The 16,235-nt window shown below is 65.9% G+C and carries 19 protein-coding genes; 12 read left to right on the top strand and 7 right to left on the bottom strand.

Annotated features, from left to right (window positions below; genetic code table 11):
• Positions 1 to 54: 54 nt before the first annotated feature.
• On the bottom strand, positions 55 to 441 hold the full coding sequence (locus AC1D02_RS15960; protein WP_477318570.1) for a DUF4398 domain-containing protein: 387 nt from the start codon (positions 439 to 441) through the stop codon (positions 55 to 57).
• A gap of 184 nt (positions 442 to 625) precedes the next feature.
• On the opposite strand from AC1D02_RS15960, the gene AC1D02_RS15955 reads away from it, so the two are divergent.
• From AC1D02_RS15955 to AC1D02_RS15940, 4 genes are all read left to right on the top strand, one after another.
• Positions 626 to 2,701, top strand: coding sequence for an AsmA family protein (locus AC1D02_RS15955; RefSeq protein WP_477318568.1), 2,076 nt, complete (start codon positions 626 to 628; stop codon positions 2,699 to 2,701).
• A 159-nt stretch (positions 2,702 to 2,860) separates the two neighbouring features.
• Positions 2,861 to 3,178: a BON domain-containing protein gene (locus AC1D02_RS15950; protein ID WP_477318566.1), complete on the top strand. Its 318-nt coding sequence runs from the start codon at positions 2,861 to 2,863 to the stop codon at positions 3,176 to 3,178.
• A 25-nt stretch (positions 3,179 to 3,203) separates the two neighbouring features.
• Positions 3,204 to 3,425 carry a glycine zipper 2TM domain-containing protein gene (locus AC1D02_RS15945; RefSeq protein WP_477318564.1) on the top strand — a complete coding sequence of 74 codons (222 nt, stop codon included), beginning with the start codon at positions 3,204 to 3,206 and terminating at the stop codon, positions 3,423 to 3,425.
• Between the two features lie 184 nt (positions 3,426 to 3,609).
• Positions 3,610 to 3,831, top strand: coding sequence for a glycine zipper 2TM domain-containing protein (locus AC1D02_RS15940; protein ID WP_477318562.1), 222 nt, complete (start codon positions 3,610 to 3,612; stop codon positions 3,829 to 3,831).
• A gap of 204 nt (positions 3,832 to 4,035) precedes the next feature.
• Here the strand turns inward: AC1D02_RS15940 and AC1D02_RS15935 are convergent, their stop codons facing one another.
• Entirely contained in the window at positions 4,036 to 4,767 is a 732-nt protein-coding gene (locus AC1D02_RS15935) for a Crp/Fnr family transcriptional regulator (protein ID WP_477318560.1), read from the bottom strand.
• Positions 4,768 to 4,994: 227 nt separating this feature from the next.
• Here AC1D02_RS15935 and AC1D02_RS15930 point away from each other — a divergent pair, with 227 nt between their 5' ends.
• From AC1D02_RS15930 to AC1D02_RS15915, 4 genes are all read left to right on the top strand, one after another.
• Positions 4,995 to 5,741: a glycine zipper 2TM domain-containing protein gene (locus AC1D02_RS15930; protein WP_477318558.1), complete on the top strand. Its 747-nt coding sequence runs from the start codon at positions 4,995 to 4,997 to the stop codon at positions 5,739 to 5,741.
• Positions 5,742 to 5,912: 171 nt separating this feature from the next.
• Positions 5,913 to 6,128 (top strand): hypothetical protein, encoded by a 216-nt coding sequence (locus AC1D02_RS15925; protein WP_477318556.1) that lies wholly within the window; start codon positions 5,913 to 5,915, stop codon positions 6,126 to 6,128.
• A gap of 89 nt (positions 6,129 to 6,217) precedes the next feature.
• Positions 6,218 to 6,364 (top strand): lmo0937 family membrane protein, encoded by a 147-nt coding sequence (locus tag AC1D02_RS15920; RefSeq protein WP_305509619.1) that lies wholly within the window; start codon positions 6,218 to 6,220, stop codon positions 6,362 to 6,364.
• Between the two features lie 121 nt (positions 6,365 to 6,485).
• Entirely contained in the window at positions 6,486 to 7,154 is a 669-nt protein-coding gene (locus tag AC1D02_RS15915; RefSeq protein WP_477318554.1) for a YiaD family glycine zipper/OmpA-like lipoprotein, read from the top strand.
• 37 nt (positions 7,155 to 7,191) lie between these two features.
• On the opposite strand, the gene AC1D02_RS15910 is transcribed toward AC1D02_RS15915, so the two are convergent.
• A complete protein-coding gene (locus AC1D02_RS15910) occupies positions 7,192 to 7,797 on the bottom strand; it encodes a response regulator transcription factor (protein WP_477318552.1) in 606 nt (201 codons plus the stop codon).
• Positions 7,794 to 8,909: a sensor histidine kinase gene (locus AC1D02_RS15905; protein WP_477318550.1), complete on the bottom strand. Its 1,116-nt coding sequence runs from the start codon at positions 8,907 to 8,909 to the stop codon at positions 7,794 to 7,796. The genes AC1D02_RS15910 and AC1D02_RS15905 overlap by 4 nt, the downstream gene beginning before the upstream one ends.
• A gap of 150 nt (positions 8,910 to 9,059) precedes the next feature.
• On the opposite strand from AC1D02_RS15905, the gene AC1D02_RS15900 reads away from it, so the two are divergent.
• From AC1D02_RS15900 to cls, 3 genes are all read left to right on the top strand, one after another.
• Positions 9,060 to 9,593, top strand: a complete 534-nt coding sequence (locus tag AC1D02_RS15900) for a DUF3617 domain-containing protein (RefSeq protein WP_477318548.1) — start codon at positions 9,060 to 9,062, stop codon at positions 9,591 to 9,593.
• A gap of 177 nt (positions 9,594 to 9,770) precedes the next feature.
• The gene (locus AC1D02_RS15895; protein WP_477318546.1) at positions 9,771 to 11,861 is read left to right on the top strand and encodes a site-specific recombinase; all 2,091 of its coding nucleotides are present in this window, start codon (positions 9,771 to 9,773) and stop codon (positions 11,859 to 11,861) included.
• Complete coding sequence (cls, locus tag AC1D02_RS15890) at positions 11,858 to 13,246, top strand: cardiolipin synthase (protein ID WP_477318544.1); 1,389 nt, start codon at positions 11,858 to 11,860, stop codon at positions 13,244 to 13,246. The genes AC1D02_RS15895 and cls overlap by 4 nt, the downstream gene beginning before the upstream one ends.
• 82 nt (positions 13,247 to 13,328) lie before the next feature.
• Here the strand turns inward: cls and AC1D02_RS15885 are convergent, their stop codons facing one another.
• Genes AC1D02_RS15885 through AC1D02_RS15875 form a run of 3 tightly spaced genes read right to left on the bottom strand, consistent with a single transcriptional unit; the run spans position 13,329 to position 15,802 of the window.
• Entirely contained in the window at positions 13,329 to 14,165 is an 837-nt protein-coding gene (locus AC1D02_RS15885) for a metallophosphoesterase family protein (protein ID WP_477318542.1), read from the bottom strand.
• Positions 14,166 to 14,180: 15 nt separating this feature from the next.
• Positions 14,181 to 15,071 carry a diacylglycerol/lipid kinase family protein gene (locus AC1D02_RS15880; RefSeq protein ID WP_477318936.1) on the bottom strand — a complete coding sequence of 297 codons (891 nt, stop codon included), beginning with the start codon at positions 15,069 to 15,071 and terminating at the stop codon, positions 14,181 to 14,183.
• Entirely contained in the window at positions 15,068 to 15,802 is a 735-nt protein-coding gene (locus tag AC1D02_RS15875; RefSeq protein ID WP_477318540.1) for a phosphatase PAP2 family protein, read from the bottom strand. Before AC1D02_RS15875 ends, AC1D02_RS15880 begins: the two co-directional genes overlap by 4 nt.
• Before the next feature lie 127 nt (positions 15,803 to 15,929).
• On the opposite strand from AC1D02_RS15875, the gene AC1D02_RS15870 reads away from it, so the two are divergent.
• A complete protein-coding gene (locus AC1D02_RS15870) occupies positions 15,930 to 16,142 on the top strand; it encodes a hypothetical protein (protein WP_477318538.1) in 213 nt (70 codons plus the stop codon).
• Positions 16,143 to 16,235: the final 93 nt, after the last annotated feature.

The raw sequence follows: 16,235 nt of genomic DNA, 5'->3' as shown, positions 1-16,235 counted from the left end.
GCGGAGATCGTATTCGGCTTGTGATTGGCGGCCGGGCGCACCCGGCCGTGCGGATCAACGGGCGCGGTCGACTTCCTGGCGCAGCACGCGCAGGTCGGCGTCGAGCGCATTGGCGGCGGCGTTAGCCTTCGCCGAGTTGGCCTTGCTCTGCGCGAGCTTGGCGTCGGCCTGGGCTTCGGTAGCCAGCTGGCGGGCCAGCACGTAATCCTTGGCGGCCAGCGCTTCGTTGGCGCGCATCATCTTGGAGCGCGCCGCGGTGATCTCGGCGGGGGCCAGGTCGGCGGCGCCGGCGCTGACGGCGTTTTCGACAGCATTGCGGGACACGGCCACGTCAGCGGTTGCGGGGGCTTTCTGCGACGTGCCGCAAGCGGCCAGCAGGGACAGCAAGGCTGCAGCGCAAGCCACTTTGATCGGCTGATGGGATTTGTTTACCGTGCTCATGTGCTCTCTCCGTTCGGTGATAAATGATGTTATTAACGTTATATGCTGATTCTTTGGCAAGATCGGTACGCTGACGCACATACGCGGCCACCGCAGCGGCCTGCGCTGGGTGCGGCAGCGCACATCGAAGCATTGCCATTTGCGCTACGCTGGGCGCAACTTAATATGATAAGAAGGATCGGCCATGCCCGACAGCCAAGCGCAACGCAGCGCCCCGCCCTCACCGCCCTCCACGCCGCGCCGTACCGCGCGCACCACCAAAATTGTGCTGTGGGTGGTCGGCCTGCTGATCGCGATCCCGGCGATCGCACTCGTGATCCTGCTTAATTACGACTGGAACAAGGCGCGCCCCTGGCTCAACGCGCGCACCAGCGACGCGATCGGCCGCCCCTTCTCGATCAACGGCGACCTCTCGCTGACCTGGGAGAAACAGGTCACCGGCAAGGCGGCGACCTGGCGCGACCACATCCCCTGGCCGCACCTGGTGGCCAGGGACGTCCACGTCAGCAATCCCGAAGGCATGCCGGCGCGCGACACGGCCAGCGTCGAGGCGCTGTCGTTCTCGCTCAACCCGTTCGCGCTGCTGCACCACACCATCCAGGTGCCGGTGCTGCAATTCAAATCGCCCGCGGTCGACCTGCTGCGCAAGCCGGACGGCTCGAACAACTGGACCTTCCATCACAAGGAAAAACCGTCGCCCTGGACGCTCGACCTCGAACGGATCGTGTTTACCAAGGGCGTGGTGCACCTGGCCGACGCGCTGGAAAAAGCCGACGTCACGGCCGACATCGACACCCTCGACAATGATCCGACCTACGGCGTCAGCTGGAAACTGCGCGGCACCTTCAAGGACGCGCCGGTGACCGGCGGCGGCAAGGCCGGCGCCGTGCTGTCGCTGAAGAACCAGGACACGCCGTTTCCGATCAAGGCCGAATTCCATTCCGGCGCCACCCACGTCAGCGCCGAGGGCACGGTCACCAAGCCGGCCCGGCTGGCCGCGGTCGACCTGAAGCTCAAGCTGGGCGCGCCGAGCATGGCGCGGCTGTACAACTTCACCGGCGTGCTGCTGCCGGAAACGCCGGCCTTCACCACCGAAGGCCGCCTGATCGGCACGCTCGACGACAAGAGCAGCCGCTGGACCTACGACAAGTTCAAGGGCAAGGTTGGCGGCAGCGACATCGCCGGTCACCTGGAATTCCAGACCGGCAAGCCGCGCGGCATGCTCAGCGGCAACGTGGTGTCGCGCGTGCTGCGCTTCTCCGACCTGGGGCCGGTGATCGGCGCCGATTCGAACGCCAGCAAGGCGGCGCGCGGCGTGGCGCCGGTGCAGCCACCAGGCAAGGTGCTGCCGGTCGAAAAATTCCGCACCGACCGCTGGAAGACCGTCGACGCCGACGTCAAGTACTCGGCCGAGCAGATCATCCGCGACAAGGAGCTGCCGATCACCAAACTGTCGACCCACCTGGTGATGAAGGCCGGCGTGCTGACGCTCAATCCGCTGAATTTCTCTGTCGCCGGCGGCAACATGGTGTCGAACATCAAGCTCGATGGCAGCGGGCGCGAAGGCAAGGACGCGATCAAGGCCACCGCCAAGGTCACCGCGCGCCACCTGCAGATCAAGCAGCTGTTCCCGACCATCGAGAAGATGCAGGCCACCGTCGGCGAGGTCAACGGCGACGCCCAGCTGTCGGCCACCGGCAGCTCGGTCGCCACCCTGCTGGCCAGTTCGAACGGCGAGATCAAGACGCTGATCAACCAGGGCTCGGTCAGCAAGCTGCTGCTCGAAGAGATGGGCCTGAACGTCGGCAACATCATCCTGACCAAGCTGTTCGGCGACAAGCCCGTCAGGCTCAACTGCATGGCCACCGACTTCGCGGTGACGAACGGCCTGATGCAGACGCGCACCTTCGTGGTCGACACCGACGAAGCGGTGATCACCGCCGACGGCACCATCAACCTGTCCGACGAGCAGCTGAACCTGACCTTGCGTCCCGAGACCAAGAGCCTGCGCATCTTTTCGCTGCGCGCGCCGCTGCACGTCACCGGCCCGTTCAACGCGCCCAAGGTCGGCATCGACAAGGGCGTGGTGGCGCTGAAGGCCGGCGGCGCCATCGCGCTGGCGACCATCGCGGCGCCGATCGCCGCATTGGTGCCGCTGGTCAATGCGGGGCCGGGCGAGAACAGCGCTTGCGGCCAGCTGCTGGCGGCCGCGCGCGTCAAGCCGGTGGCGCCGCCGCCGCCGGCCCATGCGAAACGATGATCCGCGGGAAGTTGTAAGGAAATGTATTCCTCGCAACAATGTGTGCGTTGCCGAACAGACCAGTCTCGGCGCGCACCGTACTGTATGCCTTATCGGTGAGGCAATGACGCTTCGCCGCGGCTTAACAAGAATAATCCGCCCACCACTGAGGACAACAACATGAAGAACCTGAAAATCGTATCGACCCTGCTGGCTGCACTGATGCTGACGACCGTCGTCGGTTGCGCATCGACCACGAGCGCCAAGCATGAAACCCCAGGCCAGTACATTGACGATGCGGCCATCACCACCGGCGTCAAGGCGGCAATTCTGAATGCGCCGACGCTCAAAGTTTCGGAAATCAACGTCGAGACCTACAAGGGCGTTGTGCAGCTGAGCGGCTTCGTGAGCTCCGCCGAAAACATCGCGACCGCATCGTCGGTGGCGCGTTCCGTGAATGGCGTGAAATCGGTCAAGAACGACCTGCGCCTCAAGTAACCCACCCACTTTAGGAGATACAACCATGAAAACCATCAAACAACTGATCGTCACCGCTTCGCTGGCAACTGTTGCACTGGGCCTGACCGGCTGCGCCGGCATGTCGGCACAAGACAAGAACACCGCAGTCGGCGCCGGCGTCGGCGCAGTGGCTGGTAGCGTCCTGACCGGCGGCTCGACCGTCGGCACCGTTGGCGGCGCAGCTGTCGGCGGCGTGATCGGCAACCAGGTCAAGACCACCAAGTAATTCGCAGCACGTCCGAGAGACGCCCCGCGGGCAGGGGGCGTTTTGACGGCGCCACGGCCCCTTCCACTCGGTCCCGACGCACATTGCGACCGCATCGGCGGTGGCTCGTCGCGTCAATGGCTTCCCAGTCGGTCACAACGATCGGCCCCCGAAGTAATCCACCCTACCTAAGGAAAATACAACTATGAAAACCATGAAACAACTGATCGTCACCGCTTCGCTGGCAACCGTCGCTTTGGGCCTGACCGGCTGCGCCGGCATGTCGAACCAGGACAAGAACACCGCAATCGGCGCTGGCGTCGGTGCCGTGGCTGGTAGCGTCCTGACCGGCGGCTCGCCAGTCGGCGCCGTGGGCGGCGCAGCTGTCGGCGGCGTGATCGGCAACCAGGTCAAGACCACCAAGTAATTCGCAGGTCGCTCGACGAATCGCCCCGCTGGTCGGGGCGTTTTTACGTCTGCTCCACCAATCGAGGCGCCGACCAAAGTCCGGGGTCAGGTCCGCCGGACCTGACCCCATGTTGATTCGCCCTGGCGATGTTTCGAAAGAAGTCGACGCCCTGGAATCCGGACGAAACCCCGGATTTGTCGGCGCGGCAGCCGGACGGCAAGGTCAGACGAACGCCGTCGCCAACGCCGCCTCCCCTGCTTCCTTGACGATCTCGTAACACTTGCACGACGCCGCCACCAGGCCCGGCAGGTCGATGATCTCGATATTGCCGCGGCTGTAGTTGATCAGCCCCTGTTGCTGCAGCGCGCTGGCCGCCTTGGTCACGCCGACCCGCCGCACGCCCAGGGCATGCGCGAGGAATTCGTGGGTGAGATGGAACTTGTCCGATTGCAGGCGGTCGCGCGTGATCAACAGCGAGCGCGCCAGGCGCGCCTCGAGCACGTGGAAGCGGCTGCACACGGCGATCTGGATCGCCTGCGCCAGCAAGGTGTCGGTGTAGCGGTACAGCACCCGCTGCAGCGCCGCGTTGCGCGCGAACTCGGCGCGAAACAGCGCGCTGTCGATGCGGCTGGCGCTGCCGGCGCGCTGGACCACCGCGCGCACCTGCGCGAGCTCGTGTCCGAGCGCGACCGTCGCGCCCAGCATGCCTTCGCGGCCGACCAGGCCCACCTCGAGCGTCATGCGGCCCTCGGCCACGCCCAGCAGGGACACCAGGCAGTCGTTGGGGAAATAGATCTGGCGGATGCGCTCGCCCGGCTCGAACAGGACATCGCCGACGTCGACGTGGACCGGTTGGAGCAGCGGCGCGAGTTGCGCCAGGTCGGCATCCGGCAATGCGGCCAGCAACAAGTTACTGTTCGTTACCGCCGCCTCTTGGACGGCCGCGAAACTCATCGGCCCCTCTCGGCTCGGTGGCGTGTGTTGAAACATATTTCTCGTCTGGTGGCGTTCATGGTGAGAGGCCATTTGTTAAATGGTGCGCGCTTACATTTGCAAACAATTTAGATCAGCCTAACGGCTCTAAAACTGAAAGTATGTACGGTGACGCACGGAAGGCCGACATGTTCCCGGACAGAATGAGTCACATCAAGCATCACCCAAAACAACCACAAGGAATCACCATGAACACGCCCCTCACCCACAAGACGAGCCATCACCCGATGATGATCATCGCGGCGATCGCCATCATCCTGTTCTGCCTGGCCGGCACCGCCGCCATCATGGGCTGGCTGCCGTCTTCGATCGGCGGCAACAGCGCCGCCGGCCGCGGCGACCTGACCGAAGCCGACCGCGCCGCACTGGCGATGAAGATGGACGCGCCGAACCAGAACCTGCTGGCGGCGAACCAGCCAGTGCAGCAGCCGTACGCGACAGCGCCGCTGAACCAGCCGGTGCAGCAGCAGTTTGTGCAGCAGCCGGTGCGCCAGCTGCGCGAACCGGCGCCGCGCTATGTTGAACCGGCGCCGGCGCCGTCGATGCGCGAAGCGAACTACCGTCCGGTGCAGGTCGCCGCGGCGACCCCCGCCAAGAACTGGTGCGACAACTGCGGTAACGTCGAGTCGGTGCGCGAAATCACCACCCGCGCCCAGGGCAGCGGCGTCGGCGCGGCCGGCGGCGCGATCCTCGGCGGCCTGCTGGGCAACCAGGTCGGCAGCGGCCATGGCCGCCAGCTGGCGACCGTCGCCGGCGCCGTCGGCGGCGCCGTGGTCGGCAACCAGGTCGAAGGCAACATGAAGGCCAACCACAGCTACGAGATCCGCGTGCGCATGGACAACGGCAAATACCGCACCTTCCACCAGTCCTCGCCGGGCTGGCATCAGGGCGACCGCGTGCGCGTGGTCAACGGCGGGCTGCGCTCGGTGCGCTGATCCCGGGCGGGCTTGCCCGCTGCAGCGAAAACAAAACGCCATGCCGGCTCCCACCGCCTGGCGTTTTTCTTTTGTGCAACGTGCGCCAGCGAACAGAGTTACTGCTGAGCTCAACACAGAATGGGGCCATGCCCGGCGTCGGGCCTATCGCAGCCTACAAGGAGAATCAACATGAAAACCCTGCACTGGATCGGCATCATCGTTTGGGGACTTTTTGTCGCCGGCTGCGGTCTAACCGGAGCAGGCGCCGGCGAGTCCGCACCGCCGCAGGATGTGATGTTCCTGATCGCGGGCGGCATGGTCACCTGCCTGATCGGCCTGGTCGGGCTGATGGGGTTTGCGGGCTGGGTCCCGGGATTGCGAACTGAGCAAAAAAGTTATTCTTAATGTACGGCACCGTACGGATCGAGTGCGGTCAATTAGCGATACTGAACTTACGACGAACCTGTCGCTACACAACTAAATGAGGACACATCATGCTCTATACCATCGCAATTATTCTCCTGATCCTGTGGGTGCTCGGCCTGGTCACTTCCTACACCGTTGGCGGCTTCATCCACATCCTGCTGGTCGTCGCCGTCATCATGATCCTGGTCAAGCTGATCAGCGGTCGAGGTATTTAGTAGGCCACCCGCATGCGGACATCGGCGGCTTTGATGCCCGATCCGTTTCGCGGTCGCTCCCGTCTCGACGGATGCGACTACGAAACGGATTTTTCTTTTTAGGAGACCCACAATGCAGAACATGAACAAACTCACCCGCGCGCTGATTGGCGCCGCGATCGTTTCGCTGGCCGTCACCGGTTGCGCCGACATGAACCCGACCCAGCGCGGCACGGCGCAGGGCGCCGGCATCGGCGCGGGCCTGGGCGCGATCCTCGGCGCCAGCACCGGCGGCGGCGGCGGCGACCGCGCTGCCAAGGGCGCAGTCATCGGCGGCGCCGCCGGCGCGCTGATCGGCAACGTCTGGTCCAAGCGCATGGAGCAGCAGAAGCAGCAGATGGAGCAGGCCACGCGCGGCACCGGCGTGCAGGTCAGCCAGACCCAGGACAACCGCCTCAAGCTCGAGATCCCGAGCGACGTGTCGTTCGACACCGGGCGCTCCGACATCAAGTCGAATTTCCGTCCCGTGCTGGAGCGCTTTGCCGGCACGCTCAATGAGAATCCGGGAACCACCGTGACCATCATCGGGCATACCGACAGCACCGGCACCGATGCGGTCAACCAGCCGCTGTCGGTCGACCGCGCGGCGCACACCCGCGATTACCTGACCATGCGCGGCGTGTCGCCCGAGCGCATCGCCATCGACGGGCGCGGCGAGCGCGAGCCGATTGCGTCGAACGACGATCCGTCGGGGCGCGCGCGCAACCGCCGCGTCGAGATCTACGTGGCCGAGCGCGGTCCGCGCGGCTAACACCGCCCGTCGTACCTGCGCAGGCAGGTACGACAGACTACAGCCACCCCGCGTCGCGCGCCAGCCGGAATGCATCGGTCCGGTTCACCGCATCGCACTTGCTGATCGCCTCGGACAGGTAATTGCGCACCGTCCCTTCCGACAGGTGAATCGTCTTCGCGATCTCCGCCGAACTCTTGCCCTCCCCCGCCAGCCGCAGCACCTGCCGTTCGCGCTCGGTCAGCGGATCGGCGCGTCCGCGCCAGTCTTCCAGCGCCAGCTCCGGCGCCACCGCGCGTCCGCCCGCGTACACGCTGCGGATCGCCGCCGCCAGCGCGTCGGCCGGCGCGTCCTTCAGCAGATAGCCGCGCACGCCGGCGTCGAGCGCGCGCCGCAAATACCCCGAGCGCGCGAACGTGGTGACGATGATCACCTTGCACGCCAGCTTCTGCGCCGCCAGCGCCGCGGCCAGCTCCAGCCCCGTCATCTGCGGCATCTCGATATCGGTCAGCACGATGTCCGGCGCCAGCGCGGCGCACATCTCCAGCGCTTCGCGCCCGTTGCGTGCGCAGCCCACCACGTCGAGGTCCGCCTCGAGCCGCAGCAGCGCCGCCAGCGCGCCGAGCACCAGCGCCTGGTCTTCGGCGATCAGCACGCGGATCATGCCGCCGCTCCGGCCGGCACGCGCAGCTCCAGCGCCAGCCCGCGCTCGACCCGCAGCGCCAGCTGGCCGCCCAGCGCCGCGATGCGCTCCTGCATGCCGGTCAGGCCGTTGCCGCGCATGACCGTCGCGCCGTCGGCCAGGCCCGCGCCGTTGTCGGCCACCCGCAGCACGATCATGCCGTCCTCCAGCGCGAGGCTGAGCGCGCATTCGGTGGCGCCGGCGTGGCGCACGATGTTGGTGACCGCCTCGCGCAACGCCAGCGACATCACGTTCTCGCACGCCGGCGGCAGCGCGAAGGCCTGCACCTCGGCGCGCAGCGCGATGCCGGCCGCGGCCAGGCTGGCGCGCGCGCCGGTCAGCTCGTGCGCGAAGCCGGTCTGCCGATAGCCGCTGACCGCGCTGCGCACTTCCGACAGCGCCGCCCGCGCGCTGTGCTCGATGTCTCCGATCTCGCGCCGGCACGCCTGCGGATCCCGATCGAACAGCTTGCCGGCCAGTTCGGCCTTCAGCGTGATCAGCGACAGCGTATGCCCCAGCAGGTCATGCAGGTCGCGCGAGATGCGTTCGCGTTCGGCGATGGTGGCCATCTGCTCGACCTCCTCCTGCTTGCGCAGCAGCTGGTCGCGCGAGCGCCGCAGTTGCGCCTCCATCACGCCGGACAGGCCCAGCGTGGTGCCGACGATCAGCACCGGCACCAGAAAATTGAAGCCGGCGCCGGGAATGCCCCAGGCGGTTGCAATGGCCAGCAGGATAATCGCCGCCACGCTGGCGTAGGCCCGGCGCGGCGCCGCGATCCCTCCCGTCATCGCGCAGGCAAAAATGAAGAAGGTGCTGGCGCCGAAATTGAACGGCGCCCAGACGACGCCGAACAGGCAGGTCAGCATGATGACCAGCGCCTGGGCGCGCCCGCGGCACCAGTAGCTGGCGAAATACAGCGGCACGAACAGCAGCGCCGTCGCCACCAGCAGGGCGATCTCGATCCAGCCCGGCCCCACCACCATGTATTTCCAGAACAGGAAGGAAAGCATAAAGAGCCACAGGTAAGGCGCTTTCCCGCGCCGCGGCGGCACCCACGGGCCGCGCGCCAGCGTGATCAGGGATTTGATGGACATAGTGTTTTCTGATGTTGAAAGGGTCGCACCCCGAACGCTACCATGCGCTCGGCGCCGGGCGCCAGTGACAATCGTCACTTCTGCGGAACGGTTGGGCAAGGCGGTTTTGGGCTATGCTTTTGCTCGAAACCACCAATTCCCGGAGCGACCATGAAATTACACTACCTGGCCCTGCCCTTTGCCGCCCTCGCGATCTGCGCCCAGGCCGCCGAAACCATCAAGCCCGGCTTGTGGGAGACCAACAACAAAATTAATTCCGGCAGCGGCAAGCTCAAGGATGCGATGGCCATGGCGCAGCAGCAGCTGGCCAGCATGAATCCGGAGCAGCGCGCCAAGATAGAAGGCATGATGGCGCGCCAGGGCGTGGTGCTGAGCAACGACGGCGTGCTGGCCAAGGTGTGCATCACGCCGGAGATGGCCAGGAAGCAGCAACTGCCGGTGCAGCAGCGCGGCAACTGCAGCTTCCAGAATGCGCCGATGAGCGGCAAGACCATGCACTACTCGTTCACCTGCACCGATCCCGACGGACGGGGCGAAGGCAGCGCGACCTTCAACAGTCCGACTTCCTACACGTCCAGCACGCGGGTGACGACCACCGCGACAGGCGGCAGCGAAACCGTCGGCGTCGAATCGACCGGGCGCTGGCTGGCGGCCGACTGCGGCGCGGTCCGTCCGCCGCAATAACGCTTGTCGTTCCTGCGAAGGCAGGAAACCTATACTGATCATGGGTCGCAGCTAAAGCACGCTCAGCATGGGTACCAGCCTGCGCCGGTACGACAAGCGGGGTATTCGTACGCTGGCGTACAAAGCAATTGAAGTGTGAACGGTACACTGTCCTTTTGTACCAGCACCAAAGTTTCCATGCTTCCCACGCTAGAGCGCATCGCTCCCGACACCGGACGGATCGACCTGCTCGTCGAGCTGGTCGACAAGTTGCGCCCGCCCCATCCGAGCCAGGGCGAGATCGCCGCGGCCAACGTGCGCGCGCTGACCCGCCTGCTCCACGCCCACCCCGACCAGGCCGCCCGTCTGGGCGCCGCGCTGTGCACCCTGCTCCAACAGCGCCGCCACACCAGCCTGTACACCGACATCGGCATCCTGTCGAACGATGGCTTCGTGGTTGAACTGAAGCGCCGCATTGCCTACCGCTTCCTGCCGCCGGCGCTGGACGACACCTACCTGGCCGACGCCATCGACGAGGTGCTGTACCTGCAAACCGACTGGCGCTGGATCAACGCAGTGCCCAACTCCGACTGGCTGGCCCTGTTCGATGCGATCGCCTCCGCCACCCCGCGCGAGCACGCGGCCGCCGCCCAGCGCACCACCTTGCTCGGGATGCTCGATGCGATCCGCACCCTGTCGTGCCGTGTCTGCGCGCTGGGCCTCGAGCCCCGGCTAATCCGAAGCAATCCCGACATCGAGACTTTCGATTCGCCCTTCCTGATGCAGAACATCGAGGTCAACGACTACCTCGACGGCTACGCGCGCATGCTCGCCGACGGCGCGGCCGCGCCGGAAGACGCCAAGCACCTGCTGGTGATGCTCGACCAGTGCGAGGCCGCGCTCGGCAAGATCCGCAAGAACGCCGCCGCGCAAGGCACCAGCGTCGCCCTGACCTACCTGCTGGTGGCGCTGGCGCAAAGCATCGACCGCCTGCGCAAGCTGCTGTTCCTGGTCGACGTCAGCGGCGAGCTGCCGAGCGCGCCGACCGTGGACCTGGAAGCGGTGGCCAACGCCGCCACGCCGCCGGCCGAGCCGCCGACCAGCCTGCGCCGCGCCGGCGCCATCGCGCTGGCCGAAGAACTGATCGAAGCCCACAACGCCAAGTACGAGCTGGGCGGGCTGGTGGCCGACAACGTCGACCTGCTGGCGCGCAACGTGACGGAAAACGCCAGCCGCACCGGCGAGCACTACATCGCCGAGACGCGCGCCGGGCTGCGCGGCATGTTCCTGTCCTCGGCCGGCGCCGGCGTGATCGTCGGCTTCATGGCCATGATCAAGATCCTGCTGGCCTGGCTGCGCAGCGCGCCGCTGGTCGAAGCCTTCCTGTTCAGCATGAACTACTCGCTCGGCTTCATGCTGATCCACCTGCTGCACTTCACCGTCGCCACCAAGCAGCCGGCGATGACGGCCGCGCGCATCGCCGCCGGCCTGTCGTCGCAGGACGGACGCCACATCGACCTCGACAACATGGCCGAGCTGGTCAACAAGGTGTTCCGCACCCAGTGCGTCGCCGTGCTGGGCAACCTGGCCACCGTGCTGCCGACCGCGTGGGGCATCGCGATGGTGTGGAAGAACGTCGCCGGCAAGCACCTGGTCGATCCGGCCAAGGCCATGCACCTGCTGCACGACATCGACCCGTTCCATAGCCTGGCGCTGATGTACGCGGCGATCGCCGGCGTCTGCCTGTTCGTCGCCGGCCTGATCTCCGGCTACTACGACAACAAGGCGCTCTACACCCGCATGGCGCAGCGCGTGCGCCAGCTGCGCGGCCTGGGCCGCTGGCTCGGCCAGGAACGCCTGGCGCGCCTGTCGGTCTACCTGGAAAACAACCTGGGCGGCCTGATGGGCAATTTCTACTTCGGCATCCTGCTGGGCACCATGGGCACGCTCGGCTACCTGCTGGGCCTTCCGCTCGACATCCGCCACGTGACCTTTTCCGCGGCCAATTTCTCCACGGCGCTGGTCGCCCTCGATCATCGGGTAAGCTGGGAACTGGCGGCCACATCCATAGCCGGGTTCCTGCTGATCGGCGCGGTGAACCTGCTGGTGAGCTTCTCGCTGGCGCTGTGGGTGGCGCTGCGGGCGCGCCAGATTCGCTTCGAGCACGGCATCCGTTTGCTGCGCGCACTGGGACGGCGCTTCCTCGCCGCCCCGATCGATTTTTTTATCGGGCCCAAGGATCTGTCGTCCGACCAGCCCACCGTTGAACTACCTAAAGGAATGACATGAGCAGAACGCGCAGCGGCAAGTGGTGGGTCCCGATGATGCTGTCCCTGGCGGTGGCCTCGTGCGCCACCCTGCCCGACGTCGGCGCCGGCGGCCAGGCCGTCGCCAGGACCACGCCGGCCGTCGCCACCCAGAACGGCATGCTGCAATCGAAGCAGGCGCAGGCCCTGCTGGCCAGGCGCTGGGCGCGCGCGACGCCGGACATGAAGGCGCTGGCGGTGCAGGAGGAAGCGGCGACCGGCGTGCCCCTGATCGCGGGCAACAAGGTGACCCTGCTGTTCGACGGCCCGGCCACCATGAAGGAAATGATCGCCGCGGTGCGCGAGGCGAAATCGACCATCAACCTGGAGACCTACATCTTCGACCAGGACCCGGTCGGCATGCAGTTCGCCGAGCTGCTGATCGAAAAACGCAAGCAGGGCGTGATCGTCAACGTGCTGTACGATAGCGTCGGCACCCTCGGCACGCCGCAGGCATTCTTCGACCACATGAAGGAGGCCGGGATCGCGCTGGTCGCGTTCAACCCGGTCAATCCGGCCAAGGCCACCGGCAAGTGGGAAGTCAACAACCGCGACCACCGCAAGCTGATGGTGGTCGACGGCAAGGTCGCCTTCACCGGCGGCATCAACATCAGCAGCGACTACGCCAACAGCTCCTTCTTCGGCTCGCGCCGCAAGCCGAACCCGGCCGACAAGAAGAAGGTCGGCTGGCGCGACACCCACGTCAAGATCGAGGGGCCGGCGGTGTCCGCGCTGCAGTACTCCTTCGTCAACAACTGGGTGCGCCAGGAAGCGGGCGAGCTGCCCGAGGCCAACTATTTCCCGCCGCTGGCGCCAGCCGGCGACAAGGTCGTGCGCGTGCTCGCCAGCGATCCGGACAAGGGCTTCGAGATCTACAAGTCGCTGGTGCTGGCGATCCAGGAATCGAAAAAGAGCATCCACATCACCTCGGCCTACTTCGTGCCCGATCCGCAGATCGTCGACGCGCTGATCGCCGCCGCCAAGCGGGGCGTCGACGTGCGCCTGGTGCTGCCCGGCGTGACCGACCACGGCCTGGTGCTGCATGCCGGGCGCGCGTTCTACGACCAGCTGCTGGCGGGCGGCGTCAAAATCTTCCACCTGCAGGTGGCGGTGCTGCACGCCAAGACCGCGGTGATCGACGGCACCTGGTCGACCATCGGCTCGGCCAACATCGACCGCCGCAGCTTCATCCACAACTATGAGCTGAACGTGATCGTGCTCGATCCGGCGTTCGGGCAGGACATGGAGAACGCGTTCAATGAGGATTTGCGCGACTCGAAGGAAGTGACGCGCGAAGAGTGGAAGCGCCGGCCGTTCACCGACCGCGTCAAGGAATGGGCGTCGCGCCTGACCGAGTACTGGATCTGAACGGAGGGCACGCGGCGCGGACCAAGGGCTGGGGTCAGGTCCGGCGGACCTGACCCCGGGGTTGTCGACGCCGCGTGACCTTTCAAATACCCGCGGCCAGCATACCGTCGTTGTGCGCCGCCCACACATCCCCGCTGCGCATGAACGCTTCCGTCGTCATCAGCGAAAACGCCGAACTGATCACATCCCAGCCATAGCGGTCGACCTCGATCCTGTCGTGCTCCACCCGCAGCACGTTGAACGAGTTGACCTCGCCGCGCCCGCGCGTGGACGTCGCCGTGCCGGCCTGCACCACCAGCGCCGCATACTCAGAGATCCCGTAGCGCTCCTCGGTGGTGTCGGCGTGGCTGGTGTGCAGGTGCCCCGCCAGCAGCAGGTCCACGCCCACTTCGGCGAACGCCTTCATCGCCATCGGCGCGCGGTCGACCAGGTCGTCCTCGTCCGCGCTTTGCGGCAAGTCGAACGGATGGTGCGTGACGACGATGCGCGTGACCTCCGGCCCAAGCCCGGCGAACTCCTCCTTCATCTTGGCCAGCTGCTCCTCGTTGATCCGCCCGTCCTTCCACGTCAGCGAGCGCGCCGTGTTAATGCCCAGCACCGCGATCTCCGCGTCGACGTGGATCGGATCGAGGTCGTCGGTGATGTAGCGCTGGTAGCGCTCGAGCGGCTTGACGAAGCGCCGGAACACGTTGTACAGCGAAATGTCGTGGTTGCCCGGCACGATGATCTGCGGCCCCGGCAAGGTGTCGAGCCAGGCGCGCGCCTGCTCGAACTGCTCGCTCTTGGCGCGCTGGGTCAGGTCGCCCGACACCACCACCACGTCCGGCGCGATGCGCTCGATGGTCTCGCGCAGCGGCGCCAGCAAGGCCTCGTCGACGCGGCCGAAATGCAGGTCCGATAAATGTACCAATGTGCGCATGATGTCTCCTCTTGTTTATTGGGGAACGATCACCGTCAGCGCGCCCGGACGGATCCGGTAACGCAGCGGTGTCGCCATGATGTTGACTTCGCCGTCGGTGGCCACGCGCATGCGCTGGTGGCGCGTCTCGATGTCGAACTGCTCGGACAGCATCGCGTCGAAATCGCGCTCCTGCGCCAGCCGCCCGAACAGCGCGCGCCAGGCGAAGCGGAGCAGGCCGAGGCGGCCCGGACGCTGCGCCACGTACAGGCTGAGCTTGCCGTCGGCCAGGCTGGCGCGCGCGCCGATCGACAGGCCCTGCATGCTGTACTCGTTGTTGCCGATGAAGACGAACGGCGTGCTGCGCGCCAGCTCCTTGCCGTCCACGCACAGGTTCACGTGCAGGAAGGGATAGCGGCGCAACGCCGCCACGGTGGCCCACAGCGCCGCCGGCCACTTGCCGCGGCCCAGCCGGTGCTGCTGCTTTTCGCGGTCGCGCACGATGTCCGGGTACAGGCCGAGGCTGGAATTGTTCAGGAAAATCCGGCCGTTCACCTCGCCCACGTCGACCTGCAGGCGCTTGCCCTCGGCCACGTTGCGCACCGCCTCGTCGATGTCGAGCGGCACTCCGACATCCTTGGCGAAGTGGTTCAGCGTGCCCATCGGCAGCACCCCGAACGCCACGCCGCTATCGGCCAGCACCGAGGCGACCGCGTTGATGGTGCCGTCGCCGCCGCCGGCCACCACCGCGTCGACGCCCTGCTCGATCGCCTTGCGCGCGGCGGCGATCATCTCCTCGCCGCTTTTCGCCAGCGTCACCTGCGCCTCGCAGCCGTGGGCCGCGAACTTGCTGCGCAGGTCGCTGGCGGCCTGGTCGTCGTGGCCGCTGCCGGCCCCGCCGTTGATGATGACTGCGATGCGCTTCAGGTGGTTCTCCCGGCTTGGTTCAGCGACCTTCCCTGCCGGCGCCGGCGCAGGGTCGAGATCGCGGTGATGCACACGGCCAGCCACGCGCAGCCTTCGGCCGATGCGGCAAGCACGTCGCTCAAATAATGTACGCCCAAATACATGCGGCTGATGCCGACCAGCGCCACCATCGCGCAGGCGCCGGCGACAATCGCCACGCGCGCGCCGATGCGACGGTGGCGCACCCACAGCCAGCTCGCCAGCAGCCCGTACAGCAAGGCAGCGTTCGCGGTATGCCCGCTCGGAAAACTGTAGGTCGTCAGGCTCAGCAGCGGATCGTCGAAACTCGGCCGCGCGCGATGAAAAACATACTTTAGCAGCACATTTAGCAACATGCCGCCCGGCACGACGGCGACCACCGCAAGCGCCCAGTATTGCTCGCGCCGCCGGTAAAAATAAGCCGCCAGCCCCGCCGCCATCAGCGCGGCGCCCACCATGCCGTGCCAGTGCGTGACGAACAGCATGAAGCCGGTCATCGCCGCGGTCGCGTTGGCGTGAAACCAGTGCGCCAGGCGCAGGTCGAGCACAGTGATCGCCTCGTTGTTGACCACGTCTTCCGCGATATCGCCGAACAGCCAGGCGGCGCCAACCATCAGCATCACGCCGACGGTCAGGTGCAGGCCGGTCTGCCCTTCGGGAGACAGGCGGGCCGCGACAAAACGCCGCAGGCGGAGAAAGGAAAACGTCGGCATCGGGCCCCTTGGCGAAAAAACCACACTTTGAAAAAATACTGTGATTTCGTACAGTAGCTGTGGATTTATACAGTAGTTATGCTATTCTGGAATCTCTGGACCAAACAACAAACAAAGGAAAATCGTCATGACCACCTTGAACAGCTCTTTCGGCATGGAATACGCACCCACCCCTTTCATGCTGCGCCTCGGCCGCCGCGAACTGCTGGTCACCCGCGACTTCCGCAAGCGCTTCTACGCGGTCAACCCGGTCATCGAATGCGACACCGGCGTCGAGCCTGGTCATCTCGAAGTGCTGCTGATGCGCCGCTGGTTGCTGATCCTGTCCAAGGCGCACTAAGCGCCTGATTGCACCGTTCTTTAAAAATCGCATATCGACAACTGATTTCGTTCGTTCCCTTTCCGATGGGGTAGTTTTACGCTAGAGCTTCCT

Source organism: Massilia sp. P1_C10 (assembly GCF_056406475.1).
The sequence above is the reverse complement of the archived record's forward strand: the minus strand, read 5'-3'. Positions and strand labels throughout refer to the sequence as shown.